Genomic DNA, 15,368 nt, shown 5'->3' on the forward strand with positions numbered 1-15,368 from the left:
GACTTTTTCGCTTCGCTTGTGGAAATAAAATTCCAAAATAGAAAACATGGAAAAAATGTTTGATTAATGCGTGAAGACGTTTTAGGCTGATTTCAACTCGTTCAGCACCCCGGTGCGAAAGACCGCAGGCCGATAAAAATAAATAGGAGCCACCATGGGCGACACAACCTTTGCCAATGGACGTCAGCTGGATGTCATCTGTCTTGGGCGCCTCGGCGTCGATCTGTATGCAGAGCAGATCGGGGCACGGCTCGAAGATGTGAGCAGTTTTGCCAAGTACCTGGGCGGCTCGTCCGCCAACATCGCCTTTGGCACCGCCCGGTTGGGGTTGAAGTCCGCCATGCTGACCCGCGTCGGCGATGACCATATGGGCCGCTTCCTGGTGGAATCTCTGAACAAGGAAGGCTGTGATACCCGGGCCATCAAGGTCGATCCTGAGCGGCTCACCGCCATGGTCCTGCTGGGAATCAAGGACCGTGAAACCTTTCCTCTGGTGTTCTATCGCGAAAACTGCGCCGACATGGCGCTGCGCGAGGAAGACATCGACGAATCCTTCATCGCTTCAAGCAAGGCCTTGCTCATTACCGGTACGCATTTCTCCACCGAGGGCGTCTACAAGGCGAGCAGCCGTGCGCTGGACTATGCCGAGAAGCATAACGTCAAGCGTGTACTGGACATTGACTATCGTCCGGTACTTTGGGGTCTCACCGGTAAGGCGGATGGTGAGACCCGTTTTATTGCCAATGCACAGGTAAGCGCCCACGTTCAGCGTATCCTGCCGCGTTTCGATCTGGTCGTCGGAACTGAAGAAGAGTTCATGATTGCCGGCGGCTCGGATGATCTGCTGACTGCCCTTCGCAAGGTGCGTGAAGTCAGCGAGGCGACACTGGTGGTCAAGCTGGGCGCGCTGGGCTGCACCGTGATTCATGGCGAGATTCCCGAGCGCCTGGAAGACGGCAGCATTTACCAGGGCATCCGTGTGGAAGTGCTCAACGTGCTGGGCGCAGGTGACGCGTTCATGTCCGGTTTCCTGCGCGGGTGGCTTACCGGCGGTGATGATGAGCGCTGCTGCCAGCTGGCCAATGCCTGTGGTGGTCTGGTCGTCTCCCGTCATGCCTGTGCACCGGCCATGCCTACCCTGGCGGAGCTCGATTATTTCTTCAACAGCCCGATACCGATTACCCGACCGGATCTGGACCCTGCGCTCAACCGCCTGCATCAGGTAAGCGTGCCGCGCAAGACATGGCAACCGCTGTACATCTTTGCCTTCGATCACCGCGGTCAGCTGGTGGAGCTGGCGCAGCAGGCCGGGCGCGACCTCAAGGCCATTCCCGAGCTGAAGCAGCTGTTCATCCGTGCCATCGAGCGGGTGGAGGCGGATCTGAGGGAGAACGGCGTGCAGGGCGATGTTGGTTTGCTGGCCGATGAGCGTTTCGGCCAGGATGCCCTCAATACGGCAACGGGGCGTGGCTGGTGGATTGCCCGTCCGGTGGAATTGCAGGGATCGCGTCCCCTGGCGTTCGAGCATGGCCGTTCCATTGGCAGCAATCTCATCAAGTGGCCTCAGGAGCAGATCATCAAGTGTCTGGTGCAGTTTCACCCGGACGATGAGCCTGAGCTTCGCCTTGAGCAGGAAGCTCAGCTCAAGGGGTTATACGAAGCGGCTCAGGTCAGCGGGCATGAGCTGCTGCTGGAGGTGATTCCGCCGAAGAACCACACCTCCGATCAGCCGGATGTGCTCTACCGCGCCATCAAGCGGCTCTACAACATCGGAATCTACCCCAACTGGTGGAAGATCGAGTCCCAGCCTGAGGCGGTGTGGGAAAAGTTGGATGAACTTATCACCGAGCGCGATCCGTATTGCCATGGGGTTGTGCTGCTGGGACTCAATGCACCGGCCGAAGAGCTGGCTGAAGGGTTCCGTCATGCCAGTGCCAGCAAGACCTGTCGCGGGTTTGCCGTTGGCCGGACGATCTTTCAGGAGCCGAGCCGCGCCTGGCTGGCTGGTGAGATCGATGACGAAGCGTTGATCAGCCGGGTGCAATCGACTTTCGAGTTTCTGATCAAGTCCTGGCGTGAGGCTCGCCGCCTGGGCTGATACGTCTCGACTTTTCGCACTACCAGACAACAACAAGATTAGGTGTGGCAACCATGACGAATTCACCGGTCAAGATCGGGATCAATCCGATCTCCTGGAGCAATGACGACCTCCCTTCGCTGGGCGGCGAAACCCCGCTGAGCACAGCATTGCGCGAGGGTAAGGAGATCGGTTACCAGGGGTTTGAGCTCAACGGCAAGTTTCCCAAGACGCCGGAAGGTGTGCGTGACGTGCTGGGCGAGTACGGGCTGGAGCTGGTGTCCAGCTGGTACTCAAGCCTCATGGCGCATCGCAGCGCAGAAGATGAAATCAAGGGCATTGCCGAGCATTGCCGCCTGTTGGCCGAAAATAACGCCAAGGTCCTAGTATATGGCGAAGTGGCCGGTTCCATTCAGAGCAAGCGGGTCCCTCTGGTTGAGCGTCCACGCTTTTATACAGACGAGCAGTGGAAGGTTTACGGCGACAAGCTGACGGCTCTGGCACGTTTCACCCAGTCCCAGGGGGTGCGTCTGGCCTACCACCACCATATGGGTGCCTATGTGGAGTCCCCCGAGGACATTGATCGGCTGATGGAGGTGACTGGCGAGGAGGTCGGGCTCCTGTTCGACGCTGGTCACTGTTACATGGGCGGTGGCGATCCGCTGGCCGTATTGAAGAAACATATCGACCGCGTTTGCCATGTGCACTTCAAGGACGTTCGCAAGAGTGTCGTGCAGCTGGCCCGTAACAACCAATGGAGTTTCCCGGATTGCATCGTCAACGGCACCTTTACGGTGCCCGGCGATGGCGATATCGATTTTGCGCCACTGCTCGACACTTTGTATGCCGCCAATTACCGCGGCTGGCTGGTAGTGGAGGCCGAACAGGATCCGGCCGTGGCGCCCAGTTATCTCTACGCCCAGAAAGGGTATGAAACGCTGCGCGCACTGGTATCCCGCGCCAACGCTCGACTCACCCTTTATTAAGAGGAGGTTGTATGGATTTGCTCGTCAAAGGCTCCGCTGAACGCCGCACGCTGGTCCAGGTACCCGACAACGCACTCGAATATGTGGGCTTTTCGGCCCATAAGCTCAAGGATGGCGATGAGCTGCCTGTAAACGGGCAAGACAGGGAAGTGTGCATCGTATTGCTGACCGGCAAGGCGACCATCAAGGCGAACCACCCGCAGAAGGGTGCGTTTGCCTGGGAACACATTGGCGATCGCCAAAGCGTGTTCGAGGACAAGTCACCCTATGCCGCTTACCTGCCGCCCGCTACTGAAGCCCTGGTGATAGCCCACGGTGATGCGGAAATTGCTGTATGTCTGGCGCCGGGCAATCCAGAAGAAACGTTGCCGCCCCGGCTGATCGAGCCAGCAACCATGAAGCGTTCAACCCGAGGCAAGGACGCCAACACCCGTTACGTCTGCGACATCCTGCCGGACACGGCCGAGGCGCATTCGCTGCTGGTCGTAGAGGTGATCACGCCGTCTGGTCATTCCTCCAGCTATCCGCCCCACAAGCACGACACGGATGACCTGCCGGCACAGAGCTTTCTGGAGGAGTCCTACTACCACCGTCTGAATCCGCCCCAGGGCTTTGCCTTCCAGCGTGTCTATACCGACGACCGCAGCATCGATCAGGCCATGACCGTGGAAAACAACGATGTGGTACTCGTTCCCAAGGGCTACCACCCGGTTTCCGTACCCTGGGGATACACCTCCTATTACCTCAACGTGATGGCCGGGCCCAAGCGTGTCTGGAAATTTCATAACGACCCGGCCCATGAGTGGTTGCTTCAGGGCTGATCCGCTTCAACACCGAACTCCCGCCATGGTTGGCGGGAGCCACGACAACGCGCTTCAAGGAGTGCACGAGCCGAATACACGATCAGAAGCAACTTCGTAGTAGCTGACTTCTGGAAACCCAAGAACAAGAACCAGAGCGAGCGATATGACGATCCCTACTTCCACCCATGCACATCGCCATGACATCGGTTATGTGCTGAGAATCTGCGCCGTGGCGGCGTTAGGCGGCATTCTGTTCGGGTATGACACTGCTGTCATTTCCGGTGCCGTGGACTCCCTGCGTGCGTATTTTTCCCTGTCTGCGGCCGAGACCGGCTGGGCGGTTTCCAATGTGGTCATCGGCTGCGTCGTCGGTGCCTTGAGCGCAGGCTGGGTAGCCGGCTGTCTGGGTCGTAAGAAGGCACTCGTTCTGGCCGCTGTGCTGTTTACCGTGTCGGCGGTAGGGGCGGCGGTGGTCGACAGCTTCGTCTGGTTTGTCATCTACCGCATGATTGGCGGGTTGGCCGTGGGGCTGGCGGCTACGGTCTCGCCCATGTACATGTCCGAGGTCTCGCCCAAGAACATGCGGGGCCGTGCGCTTGGCATGCAGTCGATTGCCATCGTCGCTGGCCAGGTGATCGTCTTTACCGTGAATTACCTGATTGCCCGTGATGTAGCAGCGGAGTGGCTGATCGACTACGGCTGGCGCTGGATGATCGGCTCCGAAGTCGTGCCCTGCATTCTCTTCTGCATCATGGTATTCACCATTCCGGAGTCGCCCCGCTGGCAGGTGATGGTCGGTCAGGACGATAAGGCCCTGAAGACGCTGACACGTATTTCCAACGCCGAGCATGCCGGGCATCTCCTGGCAGAGATCAAGGACTCATTGAAGCAGGACCGCCAGGGCTGCCCGCAAAAAGTGGAGCTGCGCAGGTCCGGCTTGGGGATGATCCTGTTTGTCGGGTGCATGCTGGCCATGCTTCAGCAGGTCAGCGGCGTGAACGTGATGATGTATTACGCGCCGATGGTACTCAAAGGCGTCACCGCCAGTACCGAGTCCGCGTTGTTCCAGACCATCTGGATTGGCGTGATGCAGCTGGTGGGCACGCTGATCGGCGCCTGGCTGATCGATCGCGTCGGCCGGATTCCGCTGATGAAGTACGGCACCATCGGCTCGGTCAGCGGACTCCTGATCACTTCTTACGCCATGTACACCCATCAGGACGGCTACCTGACGCTGTTCGGGATGCTGCTGTTCATGCTGCTGTATGCGTTGTCCTGGGGAATCGGCACCTGGGTTCTGATCTCTGAGATTTTTCCGAATCGTCTGCGCTCGCTGGGCATGAGTGTGGCCGTGTGCAGCATGTGGATTGCCAACTTCCTGGTGACCCAGACATTCCCGATGATCAATGACCATCCCTACCTGATGAGCACATTCAATGGTGCCTTCCCGATGTGGCTGTTCGCAGGCTTTGGCGTGTTCAGCTACTGGTTCGTCATCCGTTTCGTCCCTGAAACCCGTGGTGTATCGCTGGAAAAAATGGAAGGCGTGATGCTGGCCAAGATTCGCCGCCAGCCCATGTCGACCAGTACTCGGAAAACCGGTCGGGCCTTGTCATCCAAGCCCATTTGATAAGTGCGGATCGCGGTAAGGATCCATTGGTTTTGTTAGCTACGCCGTGCTTCGAGCGGCCCCTAAGGAGTTCGACATGAGTCAAGAAACAGTCATCGGCCATTACATCAATGGTCAGGTCCAGGAAGCGGGCACCGAGCGTTACAGCGATGTGTTCAATCCGGCGTTGGGGCAAGTGAAGGCCCGTGTGGCCCTGGCGACCACCCAAACGGTGAATGAAGCTGTCGCAGCCGCCAAGGCCGCGTTTCCGGCCTGGTCCGAACAATCGGCTCTGCGCCGTTCGCGCATCCTGTTCAAGTTCAAGGAGCTGTTGGACAAGCACCACAAGGAGCTGGCGCAGCTCATCACGTCTGAACATGGCAAGGTCCTGTCCGATGCCATGGGGGAAGTCACCCGTGGCATCGAGGTTGTCGAGTTTGCCTGCGGTGCGCCCCATCTGATGAAGACAGCGTTCACCGACAACATCGGTGGTGGCATCGACAACTACAACATGCGTCAGGCGCTAGGCGTTTGTGCCGGGATCACGCCGTTCAACTTCCCGGTCATGGTGCCGCTGTGGATGATCCCGATGGCACTGGCCACCGGCAATACCTTTATTCTCAAGCCTTCCGAGCGCGATCCTTCCGCCAGCCTGCTCATGGCGGATCTGCTCAAGCAGGCCGGTTTGCCAGATGGTGTGTTCAACGTGGTACAGGGTGACAAGGAAGCCGTAGACGCCTTGCTGCAACACCCGGATGTCGAAGCCATCTCCTTCGTGGGTTCTACACCCATCGCCGAATACATCTACCAGGAAGGGACCCGCCGCGGTAAGCGTGTTCAGGCCCTGGGTGGCGCCAAGAATCACATGATCGTCATGCCGGATGCCGATCTGGATCAGGCGGCCGATGCCTTGATCGGCGCTGGTTATGGCTCTGCCGGTGAGCGCTGCATGGCGATTTCCATCGCCGTGGCCGTAGGTGATGTGGGCGACAAGTTGATCCAGAAACTCTTGCCCCGCATCGATAATCTGCGCGTGCGCAATGGCATGGAAGGCGACGCCGACATGGGCCCGCTGGTGACCGCTCAGCACAAGGCCAAGGTCGAGGGTTACATCACCAAAGGCGTTGAAGAGGGCGCGCAACTGATCGTTGACGGTCGCAACTTCAAGGTGCCGGGTGCCGAGAATGGCTTCTTCGTTGGCGCAACTCTGTTCGATCAGGTCAAGCCCGAGATGACCATCTACAAGGACGAAATCTTCGGCCCGGTGTTGGGCATCGTGCGCATGCCGGACTTTGCCTCGGCCGTCGAGCTGATCAATGCCCATGAATTTGGCAATGGCGTGTCCTGCTTTACCACCGACGGTGGCGTGGCCCGTGCGTTTGCGCGCTCCATTCAGGTGGGCATGGTAGGTATCAACGTACCGATTCCTGTTCCCATGGCCTGGCATTCCTTCGGTGGCTGGAAGCGCTCTCTGTTTGGCGACCACCACGCCTATGGCGAGGAAGGTATCCGCTTCTATACCCGTTACAAGAGCGTCATGCAGCGCTGGCCCGACAGCATCGCCAAGGGTGCCGAATTCAGCATGCCGACTGCTAAATAACCCATACCCCAAACCAGCACTGCGTTTATCGAATCCTGGAGAACAACAAGATGAGCCAGCCCTTACGTTTTGCCCTTAACCGCATGGTTGCCCCACGCCTGCCGTTGGAAGAGTTCATTTCGCTTGCTATCACGCTTAACGCGGATGCCATTGAGATCCGCAACGACCTCAAAGGCATCGAAATAGAGGATGGCACTCCCGCTTCACGCGTACGTCAGCTGTGCCAGGAGAAGGGCATCCGTGTGCTGTCGATCAATGCGCTGTATCCCTTCGATGTGTGGAATGACGAGCGTCGTGCCCAGACGTTAAAGCTGGCCGCCTACGCCCGCGACTGCGGCGCCGAGGGGCTGGTGATGTGTCCGCTCAATGACCCCAAGGATCCACGCAGCGAAACCGAACGCGCTCGTGATCTGCGTACGGCGCTGACCGAGCTGGCGCCTATCCTGCGTGAGCACGGCATCCTGGGCTTTGTCGAACCGCTGGGCTTTGAGGAATGCTCGCTGCGCCGCAAGCGCGATGCCGTAGACGCTATCAATGCGGTTAGTGGGCGTGACGTGTTCCGTGTCGTGCATGACACCTTCCATCACCATCTGGCAGGCGAGCAGGAGTTCTTCCCTGAAATGACCGGCCTGGTACACATCTCGGGTGTGGAAGACGGTGCGTTGCCCTTGAATACCATCCGCGATGGCCACCGCGTGCTGGTGGGCGAGGCCGACATCCTGGGCAATGCCGCACAGGTTCGTGAGCTGCTCAAGCTGGGCTATAACGGCCACCTGTCGTTCGAGCCGTTCGCCGAAAGCGTCCATGCGCTGACGGATATTCAGCCGTCATTGCTAGCCAGCATGCAGCATCTGAAAGCACGTGTAGACGCTGCCGAAGGGCAGGCGGCCTAAGCAGAGACAGTACCTATAACAAAGGGCAAGGCAGGGCGGCACATGTCGCCCTGTACTCGACCCCAGGCGTGGAATTGAAAGGGTGACAACATGAGTACAACACGACTGACCATGGCCCAGGCGCTGGTGAAGTTTCTCGATAACCAGTACGTGAGCGTCGATGGGGTTGAAACCAAGTTCGTCAAAGGCATCTTTACCATCTTTGGGCACGGCAACGTGCTGGGGCTTGGGCAGGCGCTGGAGCAGGACGCTGGGGATCTAATCATCCATCAGGGCCGTAACGAGCAGGGCATGGTCCATGCCGCCGTAGGCTTTGCCAAGCAGAAGCTGCGTCGCCAGATTTATGCCTGCACCTCATCGGTCGGCCCAGGGGCTGCCAACATGATCACCGCGGCAGCCACTGCAACAGCCAACCGGATTCCAGTACTGCTCCTGCCGGGGGACGTCTACGCCAGTCGTCAGCCTGACCCCGTACTACAGCAGATCGAGCAGTCCCATGATCTCTCCATCAGCACCAACGATGCCTTCCGGGCCGTTAGTAAATACTGGGATCGCATCACCCGTCCCGAGCAATTGATGACCGCTGCCATCAATGCCATGCGTGTGCTGACCGACCCGGCCGAAACCGGTGCCGTAACCCTGGCCCTGCCGCAGGACGTGCAAGGCGAAGCCTACGATTACCCGAATTACTTTTTCCAGAAGCGCGTGCACCGCATCGACCGCCGCCCAGCCACTGAGGCCATGCTGGACGATGCCGTGGCGCTGCTCCAGGGCAAGCGCAAGCCGCTGCTGATTTGTGGCGGTGGGGTCAAGTACTCCGGCGCAGCCGAAGCCCTACAGCGCTTTGCCGAGCGCTTCGAAATTCCGTTCGCCGAGACCCAGGCGGGCAAGAGCGCCATCGTCTCGGCCCATGAATTGAACGTGGGGGGAATCGGCGAAACGGGTTGCCTTGCAGCGAATATGCTGGCCAAGGAAGCCGATCTGGTCATTGGTGTTGGCACGCGCTACACCGATTTCACCACTTCGTCCAAGTGGATCTTCCAGAACCCGGACGTCCAATTTATCAACCTCAACGCCAGTGCCTTCGATGCTTACAAACTCGATGCCGTGCAGGTCGTAGCGGATGCGAAGGTAGGGCTGGAAGCGCTAGGCGAAGCCCTGGGTCGTATCGGCTACAAGGCGCAATGGGGCGATGCACCGCAGCAGGCCCGCGCCAGGCTCAATGAGGAAATCGATCGCGTCTACAGCGTCGAGTACGGTACCGAAAACTTTGTGCCGGAGATCGACGATCACCTGCCACGTGCCGTGCTCGAAGAGTTTGTCGAGCTGACCGGCTCCAGCCTGACCCAAAGCCGCGTGCTGGGCGCGCTGAATGAAACCCTGGCCAACGAAGACATCATCGTTGCGGCTGCCGGCAGCCTGCCGGGCGATCTACAGCGGGCCTGGCGCAGCAAAGGCACCAACACCTATCACCTGGAGTATGGCTATTCCTGCATGGGCTATGAAATCAATGCAGCGCTGGGCGTGAAGATGGCCGAGCCCGCGCGAGAGGTTTATGCCCTGGTTGGGGACGGCTCCTACATGATGCTTCACTCCGAACTAGCAACGTCCATTCAGGAGCGCCAGAAGATCAACGTGATCCTGTTGGACAACATGACGTTCGGCTGCATCAACAACCTGCAGATGGAGCACGGCATGGACAGCTTTGGTACCGAGTTCCGCTATCGCAACCCAGAAACCGGCAAGCTCGATGGTGGTTTTGTCCCCGTGGATTTCGCCATGAGCGCCGCCGCCTATGGCTGCAAGACTTATCGTGTAAAAACGCTGGACGAACTGCACGCCGCGCTGGAAGACGCGCGTCGGCAGACGGTCTCCACGCTGATCGACATCAAGGTCCTGCCCAAGACCATGATTCACAAATATCTCTCCTGGTGGCGCGTCGGTGGTGCCGAAGTCTCCACCAGCGAGAAGGTCCAGGCAGTGTCACGCATGCTCAAGGAGAACACTGCCAAAGCACGACAGTATTGATTTGCAGGGCGGTGATGGGCTGAGTTCAGCGATGCCTATCACGCCCGGTATTACCCCAACGTTTTTCGAACAAGAATTCCAAACGGAGAATGACCATGACACTGCGTATCGGCGTAATCGGAACAGGGGCTATCGGACAGGATCATATTCGTCGGTGCAGTCATGCACTGGTGGGCAGTACAGTCGTGGCGGTCAACGACATCAATCAGGAGCAGGCCGCCAAGGTCGTCCAGCAGCAGGGCATTGAAGCCGAGGTTTATGCCAGCGGCCACGACCTGATCAATGCACCGGAAGTGGACGCCATTCTGGTTACCTCCTGGGGGCCAAGTCATGAAGAGTTCGTGCTGTCGGCCATCGCGGCCGGCAAGCCGGTCTTCTGCGAAAAACCGCTGGCCGTCACGGCAGAGGGCTGCAAGAAAATCGTCGAGGCTGAGATGGAGCATGGCAAGCGGCTGGTGCAGGTCGGTTTCATGCGTCCTTACGATCAAGGCTATCGCGCGCTCAAGGCCGTGATCGACAGCGACAAGATCGGTGAGCCGCTGATGATTCACGCGGCGCACCGCAACCCGACGGTAGGCGAGTCCTATACCACCGAGATGGCTATCGTCGACACGCTGATCCATGAGATTAATGTCTTGAGCTGGTTGCTGGATGACCAGTATGTGTCAGCCCAGGTCATTTATCCCCGCAAGACGTCCCAGGCCTTTGCTCACCTGAAAGACCCGCAGATCGTGCTGCTGGAAACTGCCAAGGGCACCCGCATCGACGTCGAAGTCTTTGTTAACTGCCAGTACGGCTACGACATTCAGTGCGAAGTTGTTGGCGAGCGTGGCATTGCCAAGCTGCCGGAGCCTGCTTCTGTGCAGATGCGCAGCGGCGCCAAGCTGTCCACCGAAATTCTCATGGACTGGAAGCAGCGCTTCATCGATGCCTATGACGTAGAGCTGCAAGCTTTTATCGACGGTATCAAGGCAGGCAAGATCACCGGACCGTCCTCTTGGGATGGTTACACTGCCGCCGTGACCGCCGATGCCTGCGTGGCTGCCCAGCGCAGCGGCGCCATCGAGCCGATCCGCCTGCCACAGCGTCCTGCCTTCTACGAGTAAGCCTTCCATAACAGATAAAAGGCCTCTTCTTCAGGGGAGGGGCCGCCACAGGAGAACAGATCATGCGTATTTGTCTGGACCCGAACATGTACCGTTTCCTGCCCATCCCCAAGATGGTAGATAAAGTAGCGGAGCTGGGTTACGAATACATCGAGCTGTCCCCACGGGACGATTTCCTGCCGTTCTACAAGTATCCACGCGTCGACAAGGCTCGGATCCGTGAATTCAGAAATGCACTGAGCGATACCGGTGTAAAGCTGTCCTCGCTGCTACCGGTCTATCATTGGGCTGCACCGGATGAGGAGCTGCGCAAGGCCGCGGTGCGTAACTGGAAGCGCGCTATCGAGATCTCCGTGGAAATGGACTGCGATCTCATGAACACTGAATTTAGCGGTCAGTCGGACCAGCCGCTGGTGTGCGAAAACCAGTTCATGAAGTCCATGGAAGAGCTCCTGCCAATCTTCGAACGCGAAGGCATCAAGCTCGACATCCAGGCGCATCCCTATGACTTCAGCGAGCGCAACAACGAGTCGGTCGACCTGATCCGTGGCCTCGACAAAGACTTCGTGAACTACCTGTACGCTGCGCCACACACCTTTTTCTACGATGACGGCAAGGGCGATATCGCCTCGATGCTGCATTACGCTGGGGACAAACTGACCCACGTGATCATTGCCGACACCTGGAATCATCGGGCTTCGTCGGGTCTGCGCTATATCGTCAACCCACCAGGCGTCAACGCCACCGTTCACCAGCACTTGGATATCGGGCAAGGCGAAGTGGACTGGGAGACCTTCTTCTCTACGTTGCGGGAAATGAAATTCGACGGTATCGCTACCGTCGCCGTCTTCGGCTTTGAAGACCGGGCCGATGAGTCGAGCCGCTTCATGCTGGAGCGCGTCAAGCAGGAACTCGGCTAATACGCCCTTCTGGCCGGGAGTGTTTGCAGGCTCCCGGCTTGCGCAGCCGTCATGCAAGACGGCTATTTCCCTACTAAAAAGGACCCTGACGCGCTTCGTGGTCGGACACAGGGTAGGCCTGTTATTGCTCGGAGGTTTTATGCGTGTTGGTTTGGTGGGTTATGGTAAGGGCGGACGGTTTTTCCATGCGCCCCTGATCACGTCAGTGTCACCTATCGCCCTGGTGGGTGTCGTGATACGTTCACCTGAGCGCCGCGCCGAATTGCAACAGGATTATCCCGGCGTACCCGCCTACGACACGCTAGCCGAGCTGATCGATGCCGGTGTTGATGCTGTGGTAATTTCCACGCCGCCCGAAATCCGGGAAGGCATGATTCTGGAGGCTGTCTCCAGAGGCGTTCCCGTCGTCAGCGACAAGCCGTTTGCCCTGGACGAATCGCGTGCTCAACTACTGATCTCAGCCGCCCGCGAAGGTGGCGTACCACTAACGGTTTACATGAACCGCCGTTGGGACTCGGACATCCGTACCGCTCGCCGGATGATTACGTCAGGCAAGTTGGGCGAAGTCCTTACATTCGAATCGCGTGTGGAAACCTTTGTATCCGGCACTCGGGGTAACGCCAGTGGTGGAGGTTTATTGCGGGATCTGGGCAGTCATCTGGTCGATCAAGCGCTCTGGCTGTTCGGATCGGTACGCTCGGTCTATGCCGAGGTCCGTTTCATGGATGAGCAGCAGCAACTCGATGAGGACTTCTTCCTGTCGCTTACCCATCAAAACGGTGTCATCTCACGTCTCTGGGGCAGTACGATTCAGCACAATCCAGGGCCTCGGCTCAAGGTTAACGGCACCGAAGGCTGCTATCGGATCGAGTGCCTGGATGGGCAGGATCAGGCACTCCTGGCGGGACGTTCACCCAAGACCGAGCGGGACCGCTGGGGCGTTGAGGACCACCTGCGCTGGGGCTGGATGCAGCATGGCGAAGAGCGTGAGCTGGTGCCCTCCGAGCGGGGCCGCTGGGACCTCTTCTATGAGCACCTGGCAGCTGCCCTGAGCGGAAAAGGCGAACTGCCTGTTTCGTTGGAAGACGCCCTGGAAACCACACGCATCCTTGATGCCGCCCGCCGCAGTGCTCAGCAGGGTCAGGTTATTACGCTGGGCTGATCATCTCGTTCTCATCCTTATAGAAGCCTGGAGCCGAGAATTGCTTCCCGGCTTTACAACGCCCTGCAAACTGCCATTTTCTACCACTGTTGCGATAAAAAAAGATAATTCTATATGCTGTTGCTTTGGAAATTAAATTCCAATACAGTCTGAATCAGATTGACGATTTCACGACCCGTACAGGGCTTGTACGGGCAGGCCGATAAAAACAAAAAGGTGCCGTCGATGAACGATAATCCTCTCTGCGCTCAAGCGGCCTTTCTGGCCGCGCCGCCTCGCTTTTCCTACCCGGTCTTTTGCCTGACTGGTTCCCGCTGCCTTCTGGCTTGCCTGGGTAATCGCCAAGAATGACGCGTTCCTGTTCGTAAGAAAGGGGAGTCCCGCCCTGGGGCTCTGCTTGATCGTGATGCACTTCCACCCATAACACTCACAATATCTGGAGTCATTCATCATGCAGATGAGCAAACGAATCGCCGCCGCAGCCCTGTCGCTGTTCATGGCTACAACCACTATGGCAGCCGATATCAAGGTCGGGGTCAGCATGGCGCAGTTTGACGACAACTGGCTGACGTACCTGCGCGAGTCGATGGCCAGGAAAGCCAAGGATGAAGGCGTTCAGTTACAGTTCGAGGATGCTCGCAGCGATGTGGTCAAGCAGCTCAACCAAGTACAAAGCTTTGTAAGCCAGAAGGTCGACGCCATTATCGTCAACCCGGTCGATACTGCAGCTACCCGCAATATCACCGAGGCGGCGACGAAAGCCGGGATTCCGCTGGTGTATGTCAATCGCCGCCCGGATGAGGAAAACCTGCCAAAAGGCGTGGTTACAGTGACATCCAACGACCTGGAAGCCGGACGCCTGCAGATGCAGTACCTGGCCGATAAAATGGGCGGTAAGGGGAATCTGGTCATCATGCTGGGCGATCTGGCCAACAACTCCACGCATAACCGCACCAAGGGGGTAAAGGAGGTTCTGGCCAAGTATCCCGAGATCAAAGTAGTAGAAGAGCAGACGGCCAATTACATGCGTGACAAGGGCATGGACCTGATGAGCAACTGGCTCCTGTCAGGTAAGGAGTTCGATGCAGTTTCGTCCAACAACGATGAAATGGCAATTGGCGCGGCCATGGCGCTACAGCAGGCCGGCAAGGCAAAGGGCTCGGTATTGATCGGAGGCGTTGACGGCACGCCGGATGGTCTAGCTGCGGTCAAGCGCGGCATGCTGGCGGCATCTGTCTTTCAGGATGCCAAAGGGCAGGCTGATGGCGCTGTGGAAGCGGCCGTAAAGCTGGCAAAAAAGGAGCCGGTTGAGCAAAACGTTTGGATTCCCTATGAGCTGATCACGCCCGAGAATGTGGATTCGTTCCAGAGCCGCATCAAGCACTAACACAACACCGTCTTTTGCGCCGCGTTCTGCGGCGCTACTCCCTCACTGATTCCAGTACGCACCATGGACTCGCTTTTGCTGCTGTGCATAGGGTGGGGCAGCGGCAACACCTTGGCAGTCCAGTACGGAGCCAGGTATGGCGCTAGGGTCTACAGGACCGACAGGTTATAACAAGGGCAGCGTCAGTTTCCGGGTTGTTGAGTTTTTCGACTGGCAGGTAGCCCAGTGCTTTGGCAGCCAGTTCCAGATGATATATCCGCGTGACAAACGCCGTTTCGATGGCACATAGCAGTGGTATTCCATTGACAGGCGCACCGTGTATGGACTGACCGGCAATAAGAGTTCGCCACGAAGATCGACCATGACCGGATCAATGTTGATGACGACCCCCGTACGCTGACCAAGCTGACCGTTGCGCCTATCTAATCGCCTAATGGCCCCACCTTTCGAAGGCCCGTCCTGAGGTGCATTTCTACGTGACCTATGCCGTCTGGAGCCGTGGTGCGCAACGGGCTGCTGATCCTCTGGCACCCGGCTCGGCATTATCGACCACAGGTGTCTTTGGCGCTGACCGGCACAGCGCTCATATAGGTGTTCAGCTGGAACGCTTATGGTAGAGCGGGTTATTTATATAATGAAAAATAAATTCGGAAATTGAGTTGTAATGGAAAATTTATTCTAGTAGATTCTGATCCAAGATTGACGACTGTAACGCACCTCCTCCACAGGAGGCGTGCACACCAACAAGAACAAACAGGTACTGTCGATGAAACCCTCTCTTCCTTACAGGGCGACTC

General features: G+C 58.0%; 14 protein-coding genes. All 14 read left to right on the forward strand.

Annotated features, from left to right (window positions below):
• The first annotated feature begins 154 nt into the window (after positions 1-154).
• Positions 155-2,098, forward strand: coding sequence for a 5-dehydro-2-deoxygluconokinase (iolC, locus tag GM154_RS04445; protein ID WP_219651112.1), 1,944 nt, complete (start codon positions 155-157; stop codon positions 2,096-2,098).
• A gap of 53 nt (positions 2,099-2,151) precedes the next feature.
• Positions 2,152-3,063 (forward strand): myo-inosose-2 dehydratase, encoded by a 912-nt coding sequence (gene iolE, locus GM154_RS04450; protein ID WP_219651113.1) that lies wholly within the window; start codon positions 2,152-2,154, stop codon positions 3,061-3,063.
• An 11-nt stretch (positions 3,064-3,074) separates the two neighbouring features.
• A complete protein-coding gene (gene iolB, locus GM154_RS04455) occupies positions 3,075-3,884 on the forward strand; it encodes a 5-deoxy-glucuronate isomerase (RefSeq protein WP_219651114.1) in 810 nt (269 codons plus the stop codon).
• A gap of 145 nt (positions 3,885-4,029) precedes the next feature.
• Entirely contained in the window at positions 4,030-5,496 is a 1,467-nt protein-coding gene (locus GM154_RS04460; RefSeq protein WP_219651115.1) for a sugar porter family MFS transporter, read from the forward strand.
• A 76-nt stretch (positions 5,497-5,572) separates the two neighbouring features.
• The gene (locus GM154_RS04465) at positions 5,573-7,075 is read left to right on the forward strand and encodes a CoA-acylating methylmalonate-semialdehyde dehydrogenase (RefSeq protein WP_219651116.1); all 1,503 of its coding nucleotides are present in this window, start codon (positions 5,573-5,575) and stop codon (positions 7,073-7,075) included.
• A 50-nt stretch (positions 7,076-7,125) separates the two neighbouring features.
• The gene (locus GM154_RS04470) at positions 7,126-7,968 is read left to right on the forward strand and encodes a TIM barrel protein (RefSeq protein WP_219651117.1); all 843 of its coding nucleotides are present in this window, start codon (positions 7,126-7,128) and stop codon (positions 7,966-7,968) included.
• 90 nt (positions 7,969-8,058) lie between these two features.
• Positions 8,059-9,996: a 3D-(3,5/4)-trihydroxycyclohexane-1,2-dione acylhydrolase (decyclizing) gene (gene iolD / locus GM154_RS04475; protein ID WP_219651118.1), complete on the forward strand. Its 1,938-nt coding sequence runs from the start codon at positions 8,059-8,061 to the stop codon at positions 9,994-9,996.
• 95 nt (positions 9,997-10,091) lie between these two features.
• On the forward strand, positions 10,092-11,102 hold the full coding sequence (locus tag GM154_RS04480) for a Gfo/Idh/MocA family protein (protein WP_219651119.1): 1,011 nt from the start codon (positions 10,092-10,094) through the stop codon (positions 11,100-11,102).
• A gap of 62 nt (positions 11,103-11,164) precedes the next feature.
• Positions 11,165-12,022 carry a sugar phosphate isomerase/epimerase family protein gene (locus tag GM154_RS04485; protein WP_219651120.1) on the forward strand — a complete coding sequence of 286 codons (858 nt, stop codon included), beginning with the start codon at positions 11,165-11,167 and terminating at the stop codon, positions 12,020-12,022.
• Between the two features lie 139 nt (positions 12,023-12,161).
• Complete coding sequence (locus GM154_RS04490) at positions 12,162-13,184, forward strand: Gfo/Idh/MocA family protein (RefSeq protein WP_219651121.1); 1,023 nt, start codon at positions 12,162-12,164, stop codon at positions 13,182-13,184.
• Positions 13,185-13,409: 225 nt separating this feature from the next.
• Positions 13,410-13,535, forward strand: coding sequence for a hypothetical protein (locus tag GM154_RS25575; protein WP_258019713.1), 126 nt, complete (start codon positions 13,410-13,412; stop codon positions 13,533-13,535).
• A gap of 100 nt (positions 13,536-13,635) precedes the next feature.
• On the forward strand, positions 13,636-14,571 hold the full coding sequence (locus GM154_RS04495; RefSeq protein ID WP_074822314.1) for a sugar ABC transporter substrate-binding protein: 936 nt from the start codon (positions 13,636-13,638) through the stop codon (positions 14,569-14,571).
• 136 nt (positions 14,572-14,707) lie between these two features.
• Positions 14,708-14,860 (forward strand): hypothetical protein, encoded by a 153-nt coding sequence (locus GM154_RS04500; RefSeq protein ID WP_219651122.1) that lies wholly within the window; start codon positions 14,708-14,710, stop codon positions 14,858-14,860.
• A 187-nt stretch (positions 14,861-15,047) separates the two neighbouring features.
• Positions 15,048-15,188 (forward strand): hypothetical protein, encoded by a 141-nt coding sequence (locus GM154_RS04505; protein WP_244322544.1) that lies wholly within the window; start codon positions 15,048-15,050, stop codon positions 15,186-15,188.
• Positions 15,189-15,368: the final 180 nt, after the last annotated feature.

This window comes from Pseudomonas sp. MAG002Y, assembly GCF_019400845.1.
Classification (GTDB): Bacteria; Pseudomonadota; Gammaproteobacteria; order Pseudomonadales; family Pseudomonadaceae; genus Chryseomonas; species Chryseomonas luteola.

What these genes read in the sequence shown, in the direction of transcription:
- GM154_RS25575 (WP_258019713.1), top strand. Translation starts at nt 13,410, where the DNA reads ATGAACGATAATCCTCTCTGCGCTCAAGCGGCCTTTCTGGCCGCGCCG.
- GM154_RS04500 (WP_219651122.1), top strand. Translation starts at nt 14,708, where the DNA reads ATGGCGCTAGGGTCTACAGGACCGACAGGTTATAACAAGGGCAGCGTC.
- iolD (WP_219651118.1), top strand. Translation starts at nt 8,059, where the DNA reads ATGAGTACAACACGACTGACCATGGCCCAGGCGCTGGTGAAGTTTCTC.
- GM154_RS04485 (WP_219651120.1), top strand. Translation starts at nt 11,165, where the DNA reads ATGCGTATTTGTCTGGACCCGAACATGTACCGTTTCCTGCCCATCCCC.
- iolE (WP_219651113.1), top strand. Translation starts at nt 2,152, where the DNA reads ATGACGAATTCACCGGTCAAGATCGGGATCAATCCGATCTCCTGGAGC.
- GM154_RS04490 (WP_219651121.1), top strand. Translation starts at nt 12,162, where the DNA reads ATGCGTGTTGGTTTGGTGGGTTATGGTAAGGGCGGACGGTTTTTCCAT.
- GM154_RS04480 (WP_219651119.1), top strand. Translation starts at nt 10,092, where the DNA reads ATGACACTGCGTATCGGCGTAATCGGAACAGGGGCTATCGGACAGGAT.
- GM154_RS04460 (WP_219651115.1), top strand. Translation starts at nt 4,030, where the DNA reads ATGACGATCCCTACTTCCACCCATGCACATCGCCATGACATCGGTTAT.
- iolB (WP_219651114.1), top strand. Translation starts at nt 3,075, where the DNA reads ATGGATTTGCTCGTCAAAGGCTCCGCTGAACGCCGCACGCTGGTCCAG.
- GM154_RS04495 (WP_074822314.1), top strand. Translation starts at nt 13,636, where the DNA reads ATGCAGATGAGCAAACGAATCGCCGCCGCAGCCCTGTCGCTGTTCATG.
- GM154_RS04465 (WP_219651116.1), top strand. Translation starts at nt 5,573, where the DNA reads ATGAGTCAAGAAACAGTCATCGGCCATTACATCAATGGTCAGGTCCAG.
- iolC (WP_219651112.1), top strand. Translation starts at nt 155, where the DNA reads ATGGGCGACACAACCTTTGCCAATGGACGTCAGCTGGATGTCATCTGT.
- GM154_RS04470 (WP_219651117.1), top strand. Translation starts at nt 7,126, where the DNA reads ATGAGCCAGCCCTTACGTTTTGCCCTTAACCGCATGGTTGCCCCACGC.